Below are 19,699 nucleotides of genomic sequence, written 5' to 3'. Positions count from 1 at the left end.
AACCCCCTAGACCTCACCCGTATCCTGAACCACACTGGACAGGCGCGCCCGCAACGCGCGCCGGGCCCGGGCCAACAGCGACTCAACCGCCGAAACAGACAGGGACAGGATTTGCGCGGCGTCGGCGGCGCTGCGCTCCTCGTAATAGCAGAGCGTGACGGCCAACCGCTGCCGTTCCGGCAGCTCCGCCAAGGCCTGCGACACCAATTTGGCCGTCTGTTGCCGCGCCATCACATTCACCGCGGATGGCGTCGGGTCGGGCGGCTCCGGTATTCCGTCCAAGCCGGCGAAGGCGGGACGCCGGCGCCGGTCCACACATAAGTTCACCACCACCCGGTGCAGCCAGGTGGAGAAGCGGGCGCGGCCGTCGGGGATCCAGTTCTTGGCCCCCGTCCACACCCGCAGCATCGCCTCCTGCACCACCTCGTCGGCGTCGGCCGCGTTGCCCAGGACGCGCTGAGCCAGTTTCATGGCCTTGGGCGCGTGGCGGGCGGCCAGCAGGGCGAAGGCCTGCCGGTCCCCCTGGGCGATGCGGGCCAGCAGGGCGTCATCGCCCGGCTCCGGCCCCAGCCCCATCAAGGTGCCGGCCGGGTTGCCCGCATATGGGGCGGCGGCGGAAGCCGAAGCCGTGCCCACGCGCGGCTGCGGCTGGACAGATTCGTCCATCAGTTCCCCTGAAGAGTGACCCGGGACGTCTATGTCGCGAAGAGCATACATGACCCCTTATACGGGCCATGGGCAATGCCCTGTCGGCGAGGATGCCGAATAAAATCTAGGCGGGCCGCAGACTGGATCCAAGGTTGGCGTCCGTAAAAGGTATGTCACGGGGGCGGTCCTGCCCCAAACCGCCGCCCCCGTGACGCCGGTCCCGCCAGCCCCGATTGGGCGGGACCATGCGGATGCGCGCCCCCGCACGCATCCCGGCGCCGCCCCCGACCTACCGCGATTGCAGCCCCGCCCGCGGAACAGAGGTCGGGGGCGGATTTGCCCGTGACCCCGCCCGGATCGCTCAGCTACCATCGCGCGCAATAATCACAAGGGCCGGCACCGACCGGCCCGGCAATCAAAGGGCCGGCGAAGACCAGCCCGCAAACGCGGTGGAGAGAGAACGTATGGCTGATACCGAGAAGCGCGTCACCGACGCCGAGGCCCTGCATCTGCACGCCAGCGGCCGTCCGGGCAAGCTGGAGGTCACGCCGACCAAGCCCCTGACGACCCAGCGCGACCTGTCGCTGGCCTATTCGCCCGGCGTGGCGGTGCCGTGCCTGCGCATCCATGAGGATCCGGCCACGGCCTACGACTACACCGCCAAGGGCAACCTGGTGGCCGTCATTTCCAACGGCACCGCCGTGCTGGGATTGGGCGACCTGGGGGCGCTGGCCTCCAAGCCGGTCATGGAAGGCAAGGCCGTCCTGTTCAAACGCTTCGCCGATGTCGACGGCATCGACCTGGAGGTCGACACCCGCGACGTGGATGAGTTCATCAATTCCGTGCGCTACCTGGGGCCCAGCTTCGGCGGCATCAACCTGGAAGACATCAAGGCGCCCGATTGCTTCATCATCGAGCAGCGCCTGCGCGAACTGATGGACATTCCCGTCTTCCACGACGACCAGCACGGCACCGCCATCATTGCCGCCGCCGGCCTGATCAACGCCCTGCATCTGACCGGCCGCAGCATGACCGACGCCCGCCTGGTGGTGAACGGCGCCGGTGCGGCCGCCATCGCCTGCGTGGAACTGATCAAGTCCATGGGCGTGCCGCATGAGAACGTGACCCTGTGCGACACCAAGGGCGTCGTCTACCAGGGCCGCACCAACGGCATGAACCAGTGGAAGTCGGCCCACGCCATCACCACAGACGCCCGCACCCTGGCCGAGGCGGTCAAGGGCGCCGACGTGTTCCTGGGCTTGTCGGTCAAGGGGGCCCTGACGGCCGAGATGGTGGCCACCATGGCGGCGAAGCCCATCATCTTCGCCATGGCCAACCCCGATCCGGAAATCACGCCGGAAGAGGTGAAGTCGGTGCGTGACGACGCCATCGTCGCCACCGGGCGGTCGGACTATCCCAACCAGGTGAACAACGTCCTAGGCTTCCCCTACATCTTCCGCGGCGCCCTGGACGTGCGGGCTAGCACCATCAACGACGCCATGAAGATTGCCGCCGTCAACGCGCTGGCCGAGCTGGCGCGCGAGGACGTGCCGGACGAGGTCGATGCCGCCTATTCCGGCCGGCGCCTGCGCTATGGCCCGGAATACATCATCCCCGTGCCCTTCGACCCGCGCCTGATCGTGAAGGTGCCGGCGGCCGTGGCCCAGGCGGCCATGGACACCGGCGTCGCCAAGCGTCCCATCACGGACATGGAGGCTTATGGCCGGGCCCTGCGCCTGCGCCTGGACCCCACCGCCGACAGCCTGCAGCAGATCTTCGACAAGGTGAAGGCCAACCCCCGCCGCGTCGTCTTCGCCGAGGGTGAGGAGGAGCGGACGATCCGCGCCGCCTTGGCCTTCCGCTCCGCCGGCTATGGCACGCCCATCCTGATCGGCCGTGAGAAGGTGGTGGCGGACCAGATGGCCGCCCTGGGCCTGCCCCAGGGCAGCGCGCCGCTGGAGGTGCGCAACGCCCGCCTGTACCAGTCCTCGGAAAACCAGCGCTACACCGATTTCCTGTACGCGCGCCTGCAGCGCAAAGGCATGCTGCACCGGGACTGCCAGCGCCTGGTGAACCAGCACCGCAACGTCTTCGCCGCCTGCATGGTGGCGCTGGGCGACGCCGACGCCGTGGTCACCGGCCTGACCCGCGACTTCTTCACCTCGTACGAGGAGATCGGCCACGTCATCGATCCGCGCGAGGGCGCGCCCGCCTTCGGCCTGTCGGTGCTGGCGCTGCGCAAGCAGACGGTGTTCATCGCCGACACCACGGTGCATGAGCGCCCGACCGCCCAGCAGCTGGTCCACATCGCCGAGGGGGCGGCCCGCATGGCCCGCCAGATGGGGCACGAGCCCCGCGTGGCCTTCCTGTCCTTCTCCAACTTCGGCCAGCCGATGCGGGAGCGGGCGCAGCATGTGCGCGACGCCGTGGCCCTGATGGACCAGCGGGGCGCCGACTTCGAGTATGAGGGCGAGATGTCGGTGGACGTGGCCCTGGACCACGACCTGATGAAGCGCCTGTACCCGTTCAGCCGCCTGTCCGGCCCGGCCAACGTGCTGATCATGCCGGCGCTGCACACCGCCAACATCGGCGCCAAGCTGCTGCAGAAGATGGGCGGCGGCACGCTGATCGGCCCGCTGCTGATCAACCTGGAGAAGCCGGCGCAGATCGTGCAGATGGGCGCCACGTCCAACGAACTGCTGACCGCCGCCGTCATGGCGGCCCACGACAGCCTGCACACCGCAGGCTGATCGGGGGCAGGCTGACCGGGGGCAGGCTGATTGCGGCTGGCGGGACGGAAAAAAGCGTATCCAGTATACATACGCCGCCGGCCATGGCCGGCGGCGGTGCTTAAGTAAAAAAGGGCCATGGCTGGCGGGGGAGTTCCCGATGGCCGTGGCCTTTTCTTATGAAGCGGGATAGCTCCACGGCCGGTCCCGGGATTAAACTTCCATGACGTGGGTTCCTGGCGCCATTCCTGCGCTATGTTCGGTGCAATGAACGGGAAGGCGCACTTTTGACCTGGCCTGTTTTGGCCGTGTCACGGGAATCAGCATGGGTGGGTTTGGGAGATGAGTCGTTTGGAAACGCGCCCCGATCGTTTTGTCGCCATCGCCGTGCTGATGCTGGCGCCGACGGCGGCGCTGCTGGGCGCGCTGGTGATCGCCGGGCGGCTCAACATCCTGCTGGCACTGGCGGCCTTCGCCCTGGTAGCCGCCGTGACCGCCGTCGCGCGCCACCTGGTGCTGCGCGACAGCCGGCTGATCGCCGCCTACCTGGACCAGGTGCGGGACCGCCGCACACCCCTGCCCCCGCCCCAGGCCCGCACCCTGACCGGCGCCGCCCTGCTGGAGGACATCGCCCAGCTGCACCAGAACTGGCTGCGCCACCGGGAGGAGATCGAGCATCGCCTGGCCGCCGACGAGGCGGTGGTGGAGGCCCTGCACGATCCCCTGATGCTGGTGGACGACAAGCGCAAGGTGGGCCGCGCCAACAGCGCCGCCCGCGCCCTGTTCGGCGACCGCATGCTGAACCGTGACCTGGCGGTCAGCGTGCGCAACCCCGACGTCCTGGCGGCGGTGGACGCCGTGCTGGCCGGCGGCGACAGCCGGCGGGTTGAATTCACCCTGCCCCTGCCGGTGGAGCGCGTGCTGGAGGTACGGGTAACGCCCTTCCGCCCCGCGGCGGAGGACGGCGCGCCGGAGCATGAGATCACCGCCATCGTCACCCTGCACGACATCACCGCCATCAAGCGGTCGGAACAGATGCGGGCCGACTTCGTGGCCAACGCCAGCCATGAGCTGCGCACGCCCCTATCCACCCTGGTGGGCTTCATCGAGACGCTGCGCGGGCCCGCCCGCGACGACGCCGACGCCCGCGACCGCTTCCTGGCCATCATGCAGGAGCAGGCCGGCCGTATGTCGCGCCTGGTGATGGACCTCCTGTCCCTGTCGCGCATCGAGCTGGATGAACACACCCACCCGACCGGCGAGACCAATGTCGCCCAGCTGGTGCACAGCGTGGTCGCCATGCTGGAGTTGAAGGCGGCGGCGCGCAAGATCACCATCCGCGTTCAGGGCGGCGAAGACCTGCCGCGCGTGCAGGGGGACGAGGACCAGCTGACCCAGGTGTTCCAGAACCTGATCGACAATGCCATCAAGTACGGGCGCGAGCAGACCGACGTGGTGGTGTCGCTGGAACGGGCCGAGGCGCCGCCGGCACCGGGCGCCACCGGCATCCGCGCCCGCCAGGCGCCGCAAAAGGTGGCCGGCATCAAGGTGTCGGTGACCGACAAGGGCGAGGGTATCGCCCGCACCCATCTGCCCCGCCTGACCGAACGCTTCTACCGCGTGGACGCCGCCCGCAGCCGCGCCTTGGGCGGCACCGGCTTGGGCCTGGCCATCGTGAAGCACATCGTGAACCGCCACCGCGGCCGGTTGACCATCGACAGCGAGGTGGGCAAGGGCAGCACCTTCACCGTGCACCTGCCCGGCGTGGAAAAGGCGGCGGAGAAGGCGGAAAAGCCCGTACCCCAATCTGCCCCGAATCTGTCACAGGAAGGCGGCCGGGGTGCCGCTTGAGGGTGGGCCGGCGCCGGCCATACCCGTGGTAGCGCTACCCCCGTATGAGATAAGCCACTGAGGTAGCATAGCTTTCAGGGCACAGCTCGCCCGGATGCGCCGTCATAAAACTGTCGCTTATCTGTAGCAATTCCATAGCGACCTGCCGCTATGGTCCACCCTGCCCGACCGGCGATGTGTCCCGCCGGCCGCCGTTTTTCATGCCCCGGCCAGGACCGCCGGGGGTGGGGTGGTAAGAAGATGCCGGCCGAGCATACGGTTAAGTCGTTCGAGCAGCAGCTGCAGCGCCTGTCCAACCTGATCACCCAGATGGGTGGCGTGGCCGAGGCCCAGGTGGACGGCGCCGTCCAGGCGGTGGTGCGCCGCGACGTGGACCTGGCCGCTCGGGTGATGCAGGCCGACCACCAGCTGGACGACTATGAACGCGGCATCGAGCAGGAGGCCGTGCGCATGCTGGCCCTGCGCCAGCCCGTGGGCAGCGACCTGCGCGAAATCCTGGCCGCCCTGAAGATTTCCGCCGACCTGGAACGCACTGGCGACTATGCCGCCAACATCGCCAAGCGCAGCATGGCGCTGGCCAAGCTTCCCGCCGTGCGGCCCGTCAGCGCCATCCCGCGCATGGGCAAGCTGGTGGAAAGCATGCTGAAGGACGTGCTGGACGCCTATATCGACCGCGACGTGGGCAAGGCCATCGACGCCTGGAACCGGGATGAGGAGCTGGACGACCTGTACACCAGCCTGTTCCGCGAGGTCCTGACCTATATGATGGAAGACCCGCGCAACATCACCCCTTGCACCCACCTGCTGTTCATCGCCAAGAATCTGGAGCGGGCGGGCGACCACGCGACCAACATCGCGGAGACCATCCACTTCCTGGTGCTGGGCCAGACGCTGACCTCCGACCGGCCCAAGCATGACCAGTCCAGCTTCGTCGTCGGCCCCACGGCCGATGTCGACCTGCACGGCAGCGGCCTGCACGGCGCCGACGCCGTGGACGATCTGTGAGCCCTTCCCCCCGGGCCGTTCCTCACGCCCGAGCCTATAGACGACTTAGACTTGCCACCGCTTACCCGACCCCGGACAGCCAGTTTTAGGGACACCCCATGAACGCCTCGTTGAAGCCCTTGGTTCTGATCGTCGAGGACGAAGCCGACCTCGTCACGCTGCTGAGCTACAACCTGGAGAAAGAAGGCTTCCGGGTGCTGACCGCCGGCGACGGCGAGGAAGCGCTGCTGCTGGCCGACGAGCAGGCGCCGCACCTGGTGCTGCTGGACTGGATGCTGCCGCTGATGAGCGGGCTGGAGGTCTGCCGCCAGATGCGCCGCAACCCCAAGACACGCGAAATCCCCATCATCATGCTGACCGCCCGGGGTGAGGAGGCGGACAAGGTGCGCGGCCTGAACTCCGGCGCCGACGACTACATCTCCAAGCCCTTCAGCCCGACCGAGCTGGTGGCCCGCATCCGCGCCGTGCTGCGCCGGGCCGTGCCCTCGCTGGCCGAGGAATTGCTGCGCTATGGCGACATCAGCATGGACCTGGCGGCCCATCGGGTGCGCCGCAACAGCCGCGACATCCACCTGGGCCCGACCGAGTTCCGCCTGCTGCGCCACTTCATGCAGCACCCGGGCCGCGTGTTCTCGCGGGAGCAGTTGCTGGACATCGTCTGGGGCCACGACGTCTATGTCGAACCGCGCACCGTCGATGTGCACATCCGCCGCCTGCGCAAGGCCCTGAACGAGGACACCGAGCTGGACATGATCCGCACCGTGCGCTCGGCCGGCTACGCCCTGGACATGAAGTCGGCTTGATATTTCCATATCGGCTGCGCGAGGGGAAACCACGTGCCGCTGCTTGGTACCCGCATCAGGCGGCGAGGGCGGCCGTCGCCAGATTCGCCGCCTCATCCGCCGTGGCGGCCACCTCCATCGCCACGCCGAAGGCCTTGACCGCCATGACGGCCTGGGCTTTGAAGGCGGCACGACGCACCGCATTCGGCTCCACCGTGATCACCGCGCGGCATAATCCCGCCAAGGTGTCGCGGTTGCGCTTCAGCCATAGGCCGCGCAGGCGCCGGTCTTCATGCGCCTCCCCCTCCGGGGGATCGCGCATGATGATGACGAAGGGCAGGCCCCGTTCCAGCAGGGCGTCCATCTCCCGTTCCCACTGCGGCGCGTAGCCAGGCCGGGTGGTACCGGGGCGGGTCGTCACCACGGGAAAGCGGCTGAGATCGTGTATCTCGAACAGGCTCATCCTCAATCTCCTTAAAACACATCCGCGAATAATGTTGCGGCGCCCACTTCCGAGAGGTGGATGGCGCGGGCGGCACGGGTGCGCATCTCCGCCTCATACTCCCGCGCCGCCGCCGTGGCCGATGGAATGCGGGACAGGCTGGCCGCCAGCACGGCGGCGTCGCGCAGCGTGACGTTGCCGCCCAAGCCGCCGGCGGGGCTCATGGCATGGATGGAGTCGCCCAGGAAGGTGACGGGGGGCAGTGCCCAGCAGGGCCACGTGCGGGCCAGCCGCGCACTGCGCACCGGCAGCAGTGCCATGCCCCTGGGATCGGCATGCCGGAACAGGCCGCGCAATTGGGGATGCCAGTCGCGCGCCAGATGATCCGCCACCACCGCCGGCGCGGCATCGGGGAAGCGCCCCATCAACCGGGTCTTGGGGCCAATCAGCGCCCAGTACAGATAGTCGTCCACGGGACTGAGCCCGCCCCGCTCGCCCTCCGTGGGGTCGAACAGCATGGGCTCGACGATGCCGGCATAGCCGTCGGCGAAGACCACGCTGGTACCGGCGCAGAGGTCGTCCCCCACCGCCGCCCGCACTTGGGATGTCAGGGTGGTGCGGCCGTAAAGGCAGACCGCGCCCACGTCCAGCGGTTCCGCCTGAGGCATTAACTGCCGGCGAACGGCGGAATTGATGCCATCGGCCGCCACCACCAGGCCGGCCCGCACCGACGTGCCGTCGGCGAAGGCGACGTGAGCCCGACCGTCCTCGCCCACGGCCACGGCCTGGAAGGCTGCGCCGAACCGCACCCGGTCCGCCACGCCGGTCAACAGGATTTCCCGCAGGGTCTGGCGATGGGCGCAAAGGTCGCCCGCCACCTCCCGGTTGGGGGCAACGTCATCAGCCGCGCTCCATACCGCCGGCGCCCGGCCGGTCACCGGCACCAGCCGACCGTCCAGGAAACGGGTGCGGGGAGCGGGCACGGCGCAGGTGCGCCGGAACAGGTCATATAGGGCCGGGGAAAGGCAGCGGGCCAAGGCATCGGCACCGTCCGCGTCGATGCGCAGGCGATAGCCCTGGGAGCGGCTGTCCACGCCCGCATCCCGTTCATACACCACGCAGTCGATTCCAGCGCGCGTCAGCGCCTGCGCCAGGCAAAGGCCACCCAGGCCCGCGCCGATGATCGCCACCTGCGTCCCGTCCATCTCGTCACCGTCCGCCAAAACTCCGCACTGGGGATTCGGTACCGTGAAACAGGACAAGCTTGATAACGACAGTCGGACGAAAAATAATGTGAAACGGCCAAACCGATCGCCAGCCGCCCGCCCAGCCATCCGCCCTTTGGAACGCCCATGCGCCACACCCACGACACCGCCCCCATGACCAAGGAAGCCTTCCTGGAGATGTGCGAGCGGACAGACGGCCCGCCCGTCGTGACCTTCTGGGGCAGCCATTCGGCGGAGGACCGGACCCACATGGGCACGCGGGAGATCGACTGGCACGCCCATCGGCGGGGGCAGTTGTTCTGCATCGCCAACGGCCTGATCCATATCCGCACCGCCCATGGGTCCTGGATGCTGCCACCGTTGCGGGCCGGGTGGATACCGCCCGGCATGATGCACAAGTTGACCATCAGCGGCGCGCTGTTCGGCTGGGGTATATTGCTGACGCCGGAGGCCAGCGCCGGCCTGCCCGATCGTCCCTGCGTCATGGGCATCAGCGACCTGTTGCAGTCCCTGGTGCGGCGGGTGGCGGAATGGCCGCTGGAGGCGACGCTGACGCCGGAGCAGGAGCGGCTGCTGGCCGTGCTGCTGGACGAAGTCCGCCTGGCCCCGGATGAACCGCTGCACCTGCCCATGCCCACCGACCCCCGGCTGTTGCGCTTGGCCCTGCGCCTGCTGGAGACGCCGGACGACGACCGCACACTGGACGTGCTGACGCGCGACGCTGGCCTGTCGGAACGCACCGCCCGCCGCCTATTCGCGGCGGAAACCGGCCTGAGCGTGACCCAGTGGCGCCAGCAGGCCCGGCTGACCCTGGCCCTGGAACGCCTGGCGAAGGGGGAGGCGGTGGCGGAGGTGGCGGACGCCCTGGGCTATGCCACGCCCAGCAACTTCATCGCCATGTTCCGCCGTGCCTTCGGCGAGCCCCCCGCCCGCTATTTCGCCCGAAGGGGGGTGGCAGCCTGACCTTCCGCTTAGGGCTGCTCACCCAAGCCCGCTACCGACCGAGCTGGACATGATCCCACCGTGCGGTCGGCCGGCGACGCCCCCGGGCGTGATATCAGCGTGAGCCGCGGGTCGCGGGATGCGAACGCAACAGCCGCGACCCCAGTCGCCGTTGGCCTTTCCCGTACGTTTGACTTGTCCGCCGGCCCGTACCTGCAGCATGCTGTGGGCGGACCAGGCAGCGACCCCGGGGCATATGACGTTTCCCATGAACCCGCTCGACACCGCGTCGGCCCTGTTCCTGCAGCCTCACTACGACGACGTCGCCCTGTCCTGTGGCGGGACGGCGGCATTACTGGCGACGGGCGGGAAGCCAGTCACCATAATCACGGTCTGCGCCAGCGACATCGTGGCGACCATGGTGGATGACTTCGCCGCCTGGAAGCATGAGCGGTGGCGCATAAGCGATCCGGACGAAGTGGTCCGGATCAGGCGGGCAGAGGACCAGGCCTCCGCCGACGCGCTTGGGTGTGACTTGCGCTGGCTCGGCATTCCCGACGCGATCTACCGGGGCGAGCGCTACACCAGCGACGCCGATCTTTTCGGACCCATCCATGCCGAAGAATTGGAGATGGCGGACCACATGGCGGAAGAACTGGTCGGCCTACCGGAATGGCGGGAGGGAAATACGGTCTTCGTTCCGCTGGGCGTCGGCGGCCATGTCGACCACCGTATCGCCTTCGCCACGGGCGCCGCCCTGGCGGATCGCGGCGTGACGATCTTCGCCTATGTCGATTGCCCCTACGCCATCCACACGCCGTCGGGCGTACCCGCCCGGCTGGCGGAGGTTGGCGATCGCCTGGGCAGCCCAGTGACCGTGCCGGTCGCGGACGAGGCTTTCGAGCGGCGGTTGGCGGCCATCGCCTGCTACACATCGCAGGTCCCCATCATTTTCCGTTTCACCGACGACTGGCGCGCCGCCGTGCGGCGCTTCGCCGAAGAAACCGGGGACGGAAGACCGGCCGAACGATTCTGGCGGGTGCGGCCGTGTTGAGGCTTGGCCGGCTTCTGGTCCCCCGCCGAATGGATAAGCCGTTTATCCTGCCACCTTTTCAGGGCAGGGCTGCCCACCAAGCCCGCTACCCAAGCGTCCCTGCCGACGCTATGGTGCCGCCATGGTCGACCATCCCACGCCCCCGCCCTTCACCGCAGACACCACCGCCACCGACGCCCTGACGGCGCAGGAGCGGGAAGCGCGATCCTTCGGTTTCCGCGCCATCAACCCGGCGGAGAAGGCGCCGCTGGTGCAGGGCGTGTTCTCCAGCGTCGCCAGCCGCTACGACATCATGAACGACCTGATGTCGGTGGGCATCCACCGGCTGTGGAAGGCGGATTTCGTCAGCCTGGTAAACCCCCGCGCGGGCGAGACCATCCTGGACGTGGCCGGTGGCACGGGCGACATCGCCTTCCGCATGGCGGCCAAGGCGCCTGCCGCCCGGATCATGGTCTGCGACCTGACGGAAGCCATGGTGCGGGTGGGCCGCGACCGCGGCATCGACAAAGGGTCCATGCCAGGCTGGGACCAGACGCCGGACACGCGCGGCGGCCTGCCCACTGGAGGGTTACAGTGGACCGTGGGCAATGCCGAGTCGCTGCCCCTGCCCAACCGCTCGGTCGACGCCTACACCATCGCCTTTGGCCTGCGGAACGTCACCCATATCGACAAGGCCCTGGCGGAGGCCTATCGGGTGCTGAAGCCCGGTGGGCGCTTCTACTGCCTGGAATTCAGCCAGGTGAACCTGCCCATCCTGCGGGAACTGTACGACCGCTATTCCTTCGAGGTGCTGCCCCGCATCGGCCAGGTGGTGGCGGGCGACCGCGACAGCTATCAGTACCTGGTGGAAAGCATCCGCCGCTTCCCTGAGCGGGAGGCGCTGTGCCGCCGGCTGGAGGCCGTGGGCTTCAGCCAGGCCAAGGCCCGGCCGCTGACGGGTGGCGTGGCCGCCATCCATTCCGCCTGGCGCGTCTGACCATGCTCCGCATCCTGCGCAACCTGCGCCGCCTGTACATCATCGGGCGTACGCTGGGCCGGCATGGCGCCCTGTTCCCGGAGGAATTCCGCGACGTGGCGCCGGGCGTGGCCCTGGTGTTGCGCCTGATGAACAACAACCGGGCGCCCGGCCGCAAGGGCCAGCGCCTGGCCGCCGCCATCCAGGAGCTGGGCCCCAGTTTCATCAAGCTGGGCCAGGCCCTGTCCACCCGGTCCGACCTGGTGGGCGACGCCGTGGCCGAAGACCTGGCCCTGCTGCGCGACCGGCTGCCCCCCTTTCCCACGCCCCAGGCCGTGGCCATCATCGAGGAGCAGCTGGGCCGCCCGCTGGGCGAGATTTTCCAGAGCTTCGAGCCCGAGTCGGTGGCCGCCGCCAGCATCGCCCAGGTGCACTTCGCCGTGACGGCGGAGGGCAAGGAGGTGGCGGTGAAGGTGCTCCGCCCCGGCGTGGAACTGGCCTTCCGCCGCGACATCGACCTGATGTTCTGGCTGGCCGGCCTGGCCGTGCGTGTCCTGCCCCGCCTGAAGCGGTTGAAGCCGGTGGAGGTGGTGGAAACCTTCGCCGAAACCGTGCGCATGGAAATGGACCTGCGCATGGAGGCCAGCGCCGCCTCGGAACTGGCCGACAATTTCAAGGGCGACGCCACCTTCAATATCCCCAGGGTGGATTGGGACCGCACCAGCCAGCGGGTGCTGACCATCGACCGCATCCACGGCATCCCCGTGGATCAGGTGGACGCCATCCGCGCCGCGGGCTTCGACCCCGACGACGTGCTGCGCCAGGCGGCCAATTCCTTTTTCAACCAGGTGTTCCGCGACGGTTTCTTCCATGCCGACCTGCACCCGGGGAACATGTTCGTCAACATGTCCGGCCACCTGGCGCCGGTGGATTTCGGCATCATGGGCCGGCTGGACCGGCAGACGCGGCTGTATCTGGCCGACATGCTGCTGGGCTTCCTGAACCGCGACTATCGCCTGGTGGCCGACGTGCATTTCGATGCCGGCTACGTCCCCGCCCACCAGTCGCGCGAACTGTTCATGCAGGCCGCCCGCGCCATCGGCGAACAGGTGCACAACAAGCCGCTGCACGACATCTCCGTCGGCCGGCTGCTGGCCCAGCTGTTCGCCGTGACCGAGCAGTTCGAGATGGAGACCCAGCCCCAGCTGCTGCTGCTGCAGAAAAGCATGCTGACGGCGGAAGGGGTGGGCCGCGCCCTGAATCCCAAGCTGAACATGTGGGAAGTAGCACGCCCGCTGATCGAGGAGTGGATGCGGGAGAACCGGGGGCCGGAGGCGCGCCTGGCCGAGGCCGTGCGCAACCTGAGCGCCACCGCCCACAAGCTGCCCCTGCTGCTGCGCCATGCCGACCGCCTGGCGGAGCATCTGGATAACGGCGGCGTGCCCATAGATCCGCGCAGCATCGACGACCTGGCCACCCGCCTCAAAAGCGGGCGGGGCGGCTGGCAATGGGCCGCCATCCTCGCGCTGACGATCGCCGTCACGGTGCTGGCGCTGCGTTAACGCGTCCCTCAAGCGCCGGGCGCCGCCATCCGGCGGCTTGGCTTCCTCACCTTTTAGTTCGCCTTCGGCTCCCCAAAAAATTCCGGCGGACGCTGTCGCGTCCTACCGGCCTAAACGAGCCCGGCAACGGAGGGACGACATACGCAAACCCTAACCAAAACTTGCGCGGCGCGGCCTTGGCCACAAGGCAGCCCTGCGAGTCGTCCGCTTGACGCGGGTACGAAACGAACAAGAGGATGGCGCCTCTCGTTCCACATATTTCACCCTTCGTCTTTGAGGAATTAGGTCATGGCCTTGCCCGTCGTTGCCATCGTCGGCGTCACCGGTGCCGTTGGCGTCGAGCTGCTTGAGTGCCTGGAGCAGCGTGATTTCCCCCTGTCCGAGCTGCGCCTGCTGGCGTCGGCCCGGTCGGCCGGCAAGACCATGACCTTCAAAGGCAAAGAGATCACCGTCCAGGCCCTGGATGAGAACAGCTTCGACGGTGTCGACATCGCCCTGTTCTCCGCCGGCGGTTCCATCTCCAAGGTCTACGGCCCCATCGCCGTCAAGGCCGGTGCCGTCGTCGTCGACAATTCCAGCGCCTTCCGCCAGGACCCCAATGTCCCCCTGGTGGTGCCGGAGGTGAACCCCGAGGCGGTGAAGCAGCATCAGGGCATCATCGCCAACCCCAACTGCTCCACCATCATCGCGCTGGTGCCGCTGTGGCCCCTGCACGTGAAGAACCGCATCACCCGCTTCATCGCCGCCACCTACCAGGCGGCGTCGGGTGCCGGTGCCGCCGCCATGGAAGAGCTGCGCGAAGGCACGCGCGCCTATCTGGAGGGCAAGCCCTTCACCCCCACCGTGCTGCCCCACCCCTACGCCTTCAACCTCTTCAGCCACAACGCCAAGGTCGACCCGGCCAACGGCTATAATGAGGAGGAGATGAAGATGGTGAAGGAGACGTGGAAGATTTTCGGCGACGCCGACATCCGCATCTCCGCCACCTGCGTGCGGGTACCCGTGCTGCGCGCCCATTCCGAGGCGCTGACCGTGGAGTTCGAGCGGCCCATCACCCCGGCCGAGGTCAAGGACATCCTGGCCACGGCCCCGGGCGTGCGCATCGTCGATGACGTGGAGAAGAACTACTTCCCCATGCCGGTGGACGCCTCGGGCCAGGGCGACATCCTGGTGGGCCGCATCCGCCAGGACATCAGCGACCCCAGCGGCCGCTCCATCCAGCTGTTCGTCGCCGGCGACCAGTTGCTGAAGGGCGCGGCGCTGAACGCCGTACAGATCGCCGAGCTGCTGTAAGGCAGTTCGTCCCACGAGGGGGCCGCCGATGGAATACCGGCGGCCCCATCCTTTTGGGGGTAACAGCGGCCTGTTAGCGCCACCTCCCCTCCTCCTTATGGGAAAATCGGCCGCAGGCCCAACTTTACGGTCGCGGAAAAGCCTCAATTGGTCGCAATATCCTGGTTGTCCGGGGTCGTTCCCGGGCGAACCCCAACCAGGGACCTCGCATGCATCCGCATGAGGCGACCGGAGCCCCCAATCCGGAACCCGGCATGGCCGCCGCCGTAATGGCAGCCACCCCCAGCACCCTTGATACCCCGCCGCCCCAGCCCCGTTCCTCCGCCGCCCCCGCCCGCCAAATCCTGGACGCGGTCACGCGCTTCCGGAAGATGGGGTGCCGCAACGTCAGCCTGACCCTGACCCGGTCCACGGACACCATCCTGGACGTGCAGGCCATGCTGACCCTGGCGGGCCTGGCCAGCGACGTGCAGCCGGCCGGCGGCGGTTGCTCCCGCCTGGTGCTGCGCAGCTAGCTAAGGCCGCTTCCGGATCGGCGCTGTTCCGCTTCCCCGTCCACCGGGTCGGGGAACGGGGAATACTTTTCCCCACCGGCAGCGAGATCGGACAAAGAATAAAGGCGCCCTCCCACCGGAAGGCGCCTTTTCATTTGGATCGGGGGCAGAGCTTACCCCAGGCCCTTCTGGCAGTCTTACCCCAGGCCCTTCTGGCAGTCTTACCCCAGGCCCTTCTGGCAGTCTTACCCCAGGCCCTTCTGGCCCATGCTCAGATACTTCTCGCGGCGACGGGCGATCAGGGTGCCGCCGTCCTGGCCACGCATGGAGTCCAGGCTGTCGTCGATGGCGTTGCCCAGCGCCAGGATGGTTTCCTCGCGCCGGCGGTGCGCGCCGCCGATGGGCTCCATGACGATGCGGTCGATGACGCCCAGTTCCTTCAGGTCCTGGGCGGTCAGGCGCAGGGCCGCGGCCGCGTCGGCGGCGTTGGTGTTGCTGCGCCACAGGATGCCCGAGCAGCCTTCCGGCGAGATGACGGAGTAGATCGAGTGCTCCAGCATCAGCACCCGGTCGGCCGTGGCGATGGCGATGGCACCGCCCGAGCCGCCTTCACCGATGATGGCGGAGACGATGGGAACGCGGGCGCGCAGGCAGGTCTCGATGGACTTGGCGATGGCTTCCGCCTGGCCGCGCTCTTCCGCACCCACGCCCGGATAGGCGCCGGCCGTGTCCACCAGGGTGATGACCGGCAGGTTGAAGCGGCTGGCCAGTTCCAGCAGGCGCTGCGACTTGCGGTAGCCTTCCGGCTTGGCCGAACCGAAGTTGTGGCGGATGCGCGTGTCGGTGTCGTGGCCCTTTTCCTGGCCGATGACCACCACCGACCGGCCGCGGAAACGGCCCAGGCCGCCGACGATGGCGCGATCCTCGCCGAACACCCGGTCCCCCGCCAGCGGCGTGAAATCGGTGATCAGGGCGTTGATGTAATCCAGGCAGTGCGGCCGGTTGGGATGGCGCGCTACCTGGACCTTCTGGGCCGGCGTCAGCTTGGCGTAGGTCGAGCGCAGCAGCTTGTCGACCTTGTCCTCAAGCTTGCGGACCTCGTCGGCGATGTTGAGACCGCCGCCATCGGACAGGTGGCGGAGTTCATCGATCTTGCCTTCGAGTTCGGCGATCGGCTTTTCAAATTCAAGGAAATGCATGGGTTCGGCTTACAACTGCTTGTAAGGGGTGCGGCACCGAGGAGCGGGTCGCACAAAGGTCGAAGGCGGCTGATTACCATGAGCGCGGGCCAGGGGCCAGCGCTATCGAAACCCGCATCTTGCGGCTACCCCTTGCGTGGGCCACGAACGCCAGGGTTTCCCTTGGCCCCCGGATTTTCTTTGGCCAGCGGGTGGTGGTCCTCCACCGTGCGGCGCAGGCGTTCACCCACCACATGGGTGTAGATCTGGGTGGTGCCGATGTCGGCATGGCCCAGCATCTTCTGGACGGAGCGCAAATCGGCGCCGTGGTCCAGCAGATGGGTGGCGAAGGCATGGCGCAGCACGTGGGGGCTGACCTTGGCCGGGTCCAGGCCGGCGGCCAGCGCCAGATCCTTCAGCAGCTGGCCGAAGCGCTGCCGGGTCAGCGTGCCGCCCGAACTACGCGAGGGGAACAGCAGGCTGGCCTGCCTGGCCTCGCGCCCCGGCGAGAAGAAGGCGGCGCGGTGGGGCAGGTAGGCCGCCAGCGCGTCCCGGGCCGGGGGGGACAGGGGCACCATGCGTTCCTTCCCGCCCTTGCCCTTGACCACCAGCACCCGGCCGTCGCGGCTGAAAGCCGACAGCGGCAGTCCCACCAGTTCGGAAACGCGCAAGCCCGTGGCGTAGAGCAGTTCCAGCAGGGCCGCCAGGCGCAGCCCCTCCGCCCCGCCCTGGGCCGCCGCCGTGTCCAGCATGCGGCCGACGTCGTCCTCGGACAAAATCTTGGGCAAGGGGCGGCCCAGGCGCGGGCCGTCCAGCACGGCGGCCGGGTCGATGTCGCGCCGGCCTTCCGACACCAGAAACTTGTAGTACTGGCGCAGGGCCGACAGGCGGCGGGCCACGGTGCGCACCGCCGCCTGGGTGCCGTCGCGGCCCAGATGGTCCAGGTAGGCGCGCAGGTCGTCGGTGCCCGCCCGGTCCAGGGCGGGACCCTTGCCGCCCTTCTGGCCGGCGATGAAGCGGGCGGCATCCACCAGGTCGCGACGGTAGGCGTCGCGGGTGTTGGCCGCCGCCCCCCGTTCCGCCACCAGCATGTCCAGGAAGGCATCCACCCCCGGGGGCAGCGCCAGGGTGGCGCCGCGCGGCCGGCCAGGGGAGCGCTTCTTGGGAGCGGCACCCCCGGTCGTGGCCTGATCCTTCGGGACGCGCGGCGCCATGACCGTTACGGCCCAGCCAGGACGGCCACCGCCTCCAGCGCCAGGCGCCGGGCGTCGTCCTTCAGACCAACGGCGGTCAAGGCCGACAGGGCATGGGCCGTGACTGTCGGCGCGGTGGCGGCGGGACCGGCATCCGCCAGTTCCGCCAGGGCCAGCACCGCCACCTCGCCCCGCCGGGGCACGGCGATCGACTGGTCCAGGCGCAGCCAGGACGCGGCGTCGGGAATCACCCCGGGCGCCTCGACCACCGGTGCCGTGCGGGCCAGCAGCAGCGGATCCACCTTTTCCCCCGCTGCGGTCAGCAAGGCCAGGATGGAGGCGGCACGCAGGCGGGACGGGGCGTCGGCATCCGCCTTCACCGCGTCCAGCCACTGGGCCCAGTTGGCGCCATCGCTGGGCAGCAGGCCGCCCAGCACGGCCAAGGGCACCAGGCGCAGGTAGGCCTGAAGGGGCTTGCCCTCAACCTTTCCATCTTTAGGGGCATCCTGCGCCGCCTGGCGGGCCAGCTCGAACCATGGCTGGGCCAAGTCGCGCCGGTTCTGCAGCAGCAGCAGACGGGTGGCGGCCGGGGCCAAATCCTTCAGCGCCGGCCCGGGGGCCAGCCCTTCCAGTTCCTGGGCCAGCAGATCGCCCCAGGCGCCGGCCAGCAGGGCCGGATCGCTGACGTCCACCGCCTTGGCCAGGATGGCGCCCTTCAGCGACGGGATCGTCTCCCCCGTCAGGGCCTGGTAGAGGATGGCGCGCTGGTCGGCGCCCTGGCGCTTGTCCGCCACGCCCACGGCGTTCTTCAGGTCGTTCGGGCTGACCTTGGCCGCCTTGTAGAGGGGGGCCAGCGCCGCCGACGGCAGGGTACCATAGCTGGCGGCGCGGTCGCCCGCCGCCAGCTTCAGCGCCGCCGCCGTGTCGGGCAAGTCGGCCACGGCCGCTGCCGCCGCCGGGTTCAGCGCCAGGATCTGCGCCGCCGGCACCTCCGCCGGCAGGCCCCGGTTCATGGCGCGGGCCAGCGCCACCGCCTCGGCCGACACGGCGGTGAAGCCCTTGAGGGCGCCCTTCTGTCCACCGGCCGCCACTTCGGCAAGGCGGGAGAAGCCGTCGTCCTTCACACCCTGTTCCCGCATGATGTCCAGCGAGAACATGATGTTGTCGGTGGACCCGCCGCGCACCTGGCAGACGACGCCCAGCATCTGGATCTCGCCGTCGTTGAAGCGCTTCTGCAGGTCGGCCATCTGGTCGCAGGCCGCCCCGTCGCCGGTCAACAGCGACAGGCGGGCCCAGGCTTCCGCCCCGCCGGCATCGTCCAGCGCCGTGGGCAGGGTGGCCATGGCATCGGCGTGCTTGCCATCCCCTAGCAGGGCCAGCCGTTCCAGCCGGAGGCCCAGGAAATTGCGCGCGTCCTTGCCCGCCTGAGGCGCGGTGCCGGAAGACATCAGCACCCGGCCCAGCAGGGCGCGCACGGCCGGCGAGGGGCTGGACTGCGGCAGCGAGGCCAGCGCCCGGTCAAGCAGGCCGCGCGGACTGTCCGCCCACAGCGCCTGGCCCAGGCCTCCCTGCCCCGCGTCCAGCAGTCCGCCCCCGTCCGGCGTGACCGCCGCCAGGGTCTTGACCTCAAAGGAGGAGGCGCGTGGCGGGGGCGGCGTGTAGGCCCCCCCCAGGGGCGTAGGGCCGGGAGTAGGACCGGGCGCGGCCGTGTCGGTTCCGGCTGGGGGCGCGACCGTAGGGGAGGTCGCCGGTCCCTGTGGCCAAAGCGGCGTCGGCCCGCTGGAGGTTTGCGCGAACGCCACCGGCGCCGTCATCAGGCCGGTGATCAGCGCCAGGCCCCAAAACGCCTTACTGCGGGAAGCGGTCATTGGAGATCACCCGTTCGGTGGGCGCGGACGGCGCCGGGGAGGTGGTGGCGGCCACGACCAGGGCGGCGCCGGCACCGCCGAGGACAACCAGGGCGATCAGGATCAGGAGGAGCTTTTTCATCGTGGGATCGGCATCAATCGCTGATAGGGAAGGGCGAATTCAGAAAGAAAGTTGCGAGACCATGTCGGCTCAAGCAAGGCCGCAGTGCGCGAGCCCCCGGTGGAGTTAAGGGACAGGCGGGGTCGACTGTGTTATGCAGTCCCCCCGAACCGTTTCCCCCTGTGGTGGCGCCCACCAGACTGGCACGGGAAAACGGGGCCTGACAGTCCGCCTGAAGCCGCAGGGCCAGGGGGACGGCCGGGTCTAGGGATGAAGAACAACCCCCGGAACGGGGCACGGCTTTCAGGTCTCGGCTGGAATGGATGACACGGCAAACATGGTGTTAGCGCTCGGCACTGTAGCGTCCGCCCCCCCGG

17 protein-coding genes are annotated in these 19,699 nt (G+C 68.8%); 10 read left to right on the top strand and 7 right to left on the bottom strand.

Features of this window, described 5'->3' with window-relative positions; translation table 11 throughout:
- Positions 1 to 6: 6 nt before the first annotated feature.
- Positions 7 to 666, bottom strand: coding sequence for an RNA polymerase sigma factor (locus tag P5F91_RS08765; RefSeq protein WP_277907022.1), 660 nt, complete (start codon positions 664 to 666; stop codon positions 7 to 9).
- A gap of 446 nt (positions 667 to 1,112) precedes the next feature.
- Here P5F91_RS08765 and P5F91_RS08760 point away from each other — a divergent pair, with 446 nt between their 5' ends.
- The 4 genes from P5F91_RS08760 to phoB all read left to right on the top strand — a co-directional run bounded on the left by P5F91_RS08760 (position 1,113) and on the right by phoB (position 7,036).
- Positions 1,113 to 3,398, top strand: a complete 2,286-nt coding sequence (locus P5F91_RS08760) for an NADP-dependent malic enzyme (RefSeq protein WP_145610635.1) — start codon at positions 1,113 to 1,115, stop codon at positions 3,396 to 3,398.
- Positions 3,399 to 3,719: 321 nt separating this feature from the next.
- Positions 3,720 to 5,228: an ATP-binding protein gene (locus P5F91_RS08755; protein ID WP_145610636.1), complete on the top strand. Its 1,509-nt coding sequence runs from the start codon at positions 3,720 to 3,722 to the stop codon at positions 5,226 to 5,228.
- 240 nt (positions 5,229 to 5,468) lie between these two features.
- Positions 5,469 to 6,233, top strand: coding sequence for a phosphate signaling complex protein PhoU (phoU, locus tag P5F91_RS08750; protein WP_145610637.1), 765 nt, complete (start codon positions 5,469 to 5,471; stop codon positions 6,231 to 6,233).
- A gap of 98 nt (positions 6,234 to 6,331) precedes the next feature.
- The gene (phoB, locus tag P5F91_RS08745) at positions 6,332 to 7,036 is read left to right on the top strand and encodes a phosphate regulon transcriptional regulator PhoB (RefSeq protein WP_004272237.1); all 705 of its coding nucleotides are present in this window, start codon (positions 6,332 to 6,334) and stop codon (positions 7,034 to 7,036) included.
- Positions 7,037 to 7,091: 55 nt separating this feature from the next.
- Here the strand turns inward: phoB and P5F91_RS08740 are convergent, their stop codons facing one another.
- Together P5F91_RS08740 and P5F91_RS08735 are read right to left on the bottom strand one after the other, a co-directional pair.
- Positions 7,092 to 7,478: a hypothetical protein gene (locus P5F91_RS08740; protein WP_145610638.1), complete on the bottom strand. Its 387-nt coding sequence runs from the start codon at positions 7,476 to 7,478 to the stop codon at positions 7,092 to 7,094.
- A gap of 11 nt (positions 7,479 to 7,489) precedes the next feature.
- Positions 7,490 to 8,662 (bottom strand): FAD-dependent oxidoreductase, encoded by a 1,173-nt coding sequence (locus P5F91_RS08735; protein WP_277907021.1) that lies wholly within the window; start codon positions 8,660 to 8,662, stop codon positions 7,490 to 7,492.
- A 147-nt stretch (positions 8,663 to 8,809) separates the two neighbouring features.
- Between P5F91_RS08735 and P5F91_RS08730 the strand changes: the two genes are divergently transcribed.
- The 6 genes from P5F91_RS08730 to P5F91_RS08705 all read left to right on the top strand — a co-directional run bounded on the left by P5F91_RS08730 (position 8,810) and on the right by P5F91_RS08705 (position 15,004).
- The gene (locus P5F91_RS08730; RefSeq protein ID WP_277907020.1) at positions 8,810 to 9,646 is read left to right on the top strand and encodes an AraC family transcriptional regulator; all 837 of its coding nucleotides are present in this window, start codon (positions 8,810 to 8,812) and stop codon (positions 9,644 to 9,646) included.
- Positions 9,647 to 9,893: 247 nt separating this feature from the next.
- Entirely contained in the window at positions 9,894 to 10,679 is a 786-nt protein-coding gene (locus P5F91_RS08725; RefSeq protein WP_277907019.1) for a PIG-L deacetylase family protein, read from the top strand.
- 121 nt (positions 10,680 to 10,800) lie between these two features.
- Positions 10,801 to 11,655, top strand: a complete 855-nt coding sequence (locus P5F91_RS08720; protein WP_277907018.1) for a class I SAM-dependent methyltransferase — start codon at positions 10,801 to 10,803, stop codon at positions 11,653 to 11,655.
- A gap of 2 nt (positions 11,656 to 11,657) precedes the next feature.
- The gene (gene ubiB, locus P5F91_RS08715; protein ID WP_277907017.1) at positions 11,658 to 13,196 is read left to right on the top strand and encodes a 2-polyprenylphenol 6-hydroxylase; all 1,539 of its coding nucleotides are present in this window, start codon (positions 11,658 to 11,660) and stop codon (positions 13,194 to 13,196) included.
- Positions 13,197 to 13,484: 288 nt separating this feature from the next.
- Entirely contained in the window at positions 13,485 to 14,489 is a 1,005-nt protein-coding gene (locus tag P5F91_RS08710) for an aspartate-semialdehyde dehydrogenase (protein ID WP_277907016.1), read from the top strand.
- A gap of 254 nt (positions 14,490 to 14,743) precedes the next feature.
- Complete coding sequence (locus P5F91_RS08705; protein WP_145610645.1) at positions 14,744 to 15,004, top strand: hypothetical protein; 261 nt, start codon at positions 14,744 to 14,746, stop codon at positions 15,002 to 15,004.
- 224 nt (positions 15,005 to 15,228) lie between these two features.
- On the opposite strand, the gene P5F91_RS08700 is transcribed toward P5F91_RS08705, so the two are convergent.
- From P5F91_RS08700 to P5F91_RS08685, 4 genes are all read right to left on the bottom strand, one after another.
- Positions 15,229 to 16,182: an acetyl-CoA carboxylase carboxyltransferase subunit alpha gene (locus P5F91_RS08700; protein WP_088870580.1), complete on the bottom strand. Its 954-nt coding sequence runs from the start codon at positions 16,180 to 16,182 to the stop codon at positions 15,229 to 15,231.
- A 125-nt stretch (positions 16,183 to 16,307) separates the two neighbouring features.
- Complete coding sequence (locus tag P5F91_RS08695) at positions 16,308 to 17,375, bottom strand: site-specific tyrosine recombinase XerD (protein ID WP_145610646.1); 1,068 nt, start codon at positions 17,373 to 17,375, stop codon at positions 16,308 to 16,310.
- A gap of 5 nt (positions 17,376 to 17,380) precedes the next feature.
- Positions 17,381 to 19,222, bottom strand: a complete 1,842-nt coding sequence (locus P5F91_RS08690; protein WP_145610647.1) for a hypothetical protein — start codon at positions 19,220 to 19,222, stop codon at positions 17,381 to 17,383.
- On the bottom strand, positions 19,203 to 19,343 hold the full coding sequence (locus P5F91_RS08685) for a hypothetical protein (protein WP_157999514.1): 141 nt from the start codon (positions 19,341 to 19,343) through the stop codon (positions 19,203 to 19,205). The genes P5F91_RS08690 and P5F91_RS08685 overlap by 20 nt, the downstream gene beginning before the upstream one ends.
- Positions 19,344 to 19,699: the final 356 nt, after the last annotated feature.

Origin of the sequence: Nitrospirillum amazonense (genome assembly GCF_029594735.1) — a bacterium.
Classification (GTDB): Bacteria; Pseudomonadota; Alphaproteobacteria; order Azospirillales; family Azospirillaceae; genus Nitrospirillum; species Nitrospirillum amazonense.
This window is presented reverse-complemented; position numbering and strand designations above follow the sequence as displayed.

Coding starts and splice junctions, on each gene's coding strand:
- P5F91_RS08765 (WP_277907022.1), bottom strand. CDS start 666: ATGGACGAATCTGTCCAGCCGCAGCCGCGCGTGGGCACGGCTTCGGCT.
- P5F91_RS08760 (WP_145610635.1), top strand. CDS start 1,113: ATGGCTGATACCGAGAAGCGCGTCACCGACGCCGAGGCCCTGCATCTG.
- P5F91_RS08755 (WP_145610636.1), top strand. CDS start 3,720: ATGAGTCGTTTGGAAACGCGCCCCGATCGTTTTGTCGCCATCGCCGTG.
- phoU (WP_145610637.1), top strand. CDS start 5,469: ATGCCGGCCGAGCATACGGTTAAGTCGTTCGAGCAGCAGCTGCAGCGC.
- phoB (WP_004272237.1), top strand. CDS start 6,332: ATGAACGCCTCGTTGAAGCCCTTGGTTCTGATCGTCGAGGACGAAGCC.
- P5F91_RS08740 (WP_145610638.1), bottom strand. CDS start 7,478: ATGAGCCTGTTCGAGATACACGATCTCAGCCGCTTTCCCGTGGTGACG.
- P5F91_RS08735 (WP_277907021.1), bottom strand. CDS start 8,662: ATGGACGGGACGCAGGTGGCGATCATCGGCGCGGGCCTGGGTGGCCTT.
- P5F91_RS08730 (WP_277907020.1), top strand. CDS start 8,810: ATGCGCCACACCCACGACACCGCCCCCATGACCAAGGAAGCCTTCCTG.
- P5F91_RS08725 (WP_277907019.1), top strand. CDS start 9,894: ATGAACCCGCTCGACACCGCGTCGGCCCTGTTCCTGCAGCCTCACTAC.
- P5F91_RS08720 (WP_277907018.1), top strand. CDS start 10,801: ATGGTCGACCATCCCACGCCCCCGCCCTTCACCGCAGACACCACCGCC.
- ubiB (WP_277907017.1), top strand. CDS start 11,658: ATGCTCCGCATCCTGCGCAACCTGCGCCGCCTGTACATCATCGGGCGT.
- P5F91_RS08710 (WP_277907016.1), top strand. CDS start 13,485: ATGGCCTTGCCCGTCGTTGCCATCGTCGGCGTCACCGGTGCCGTTGGC.
- P5F91_RS08705 (WP_145610645.1), top strand. CDS start 14,744: ATGGCCGCCGCCGTAATGGCAGCCACCCCCAGCACCCTTGATACCCCG.
- P5F91_RS08700 (WP_088870580.1), bottom strand. CDS start 16,182: ATGCATTTCCTTGAATTTGAAAAGCCGATCGCCGAACTCGAAGGCAAG.
- P5F91_RS08695 (WP_145610646.1), bottom strand. CDS start 17,375: ATGGCGCCGCGCGTCCCGAAGGATCAGGCCACGACCGGGGGTGCCGCT.
- P5F91_RS08690 (WP_145610647.1), bottom strand. CDS start 19,222: ATGACCGCTTCCCGCAGTAAGGCGTTTTGGGGCCTGGCGCTGATCACC.
- P5F91_RS08685 (WP_157999514.1), bottom strand. CDS start 19,343: ATGAAAAAGCTCCTCCTGATCCTGATCGCCCTGGTTGTCCTCGGCGGT.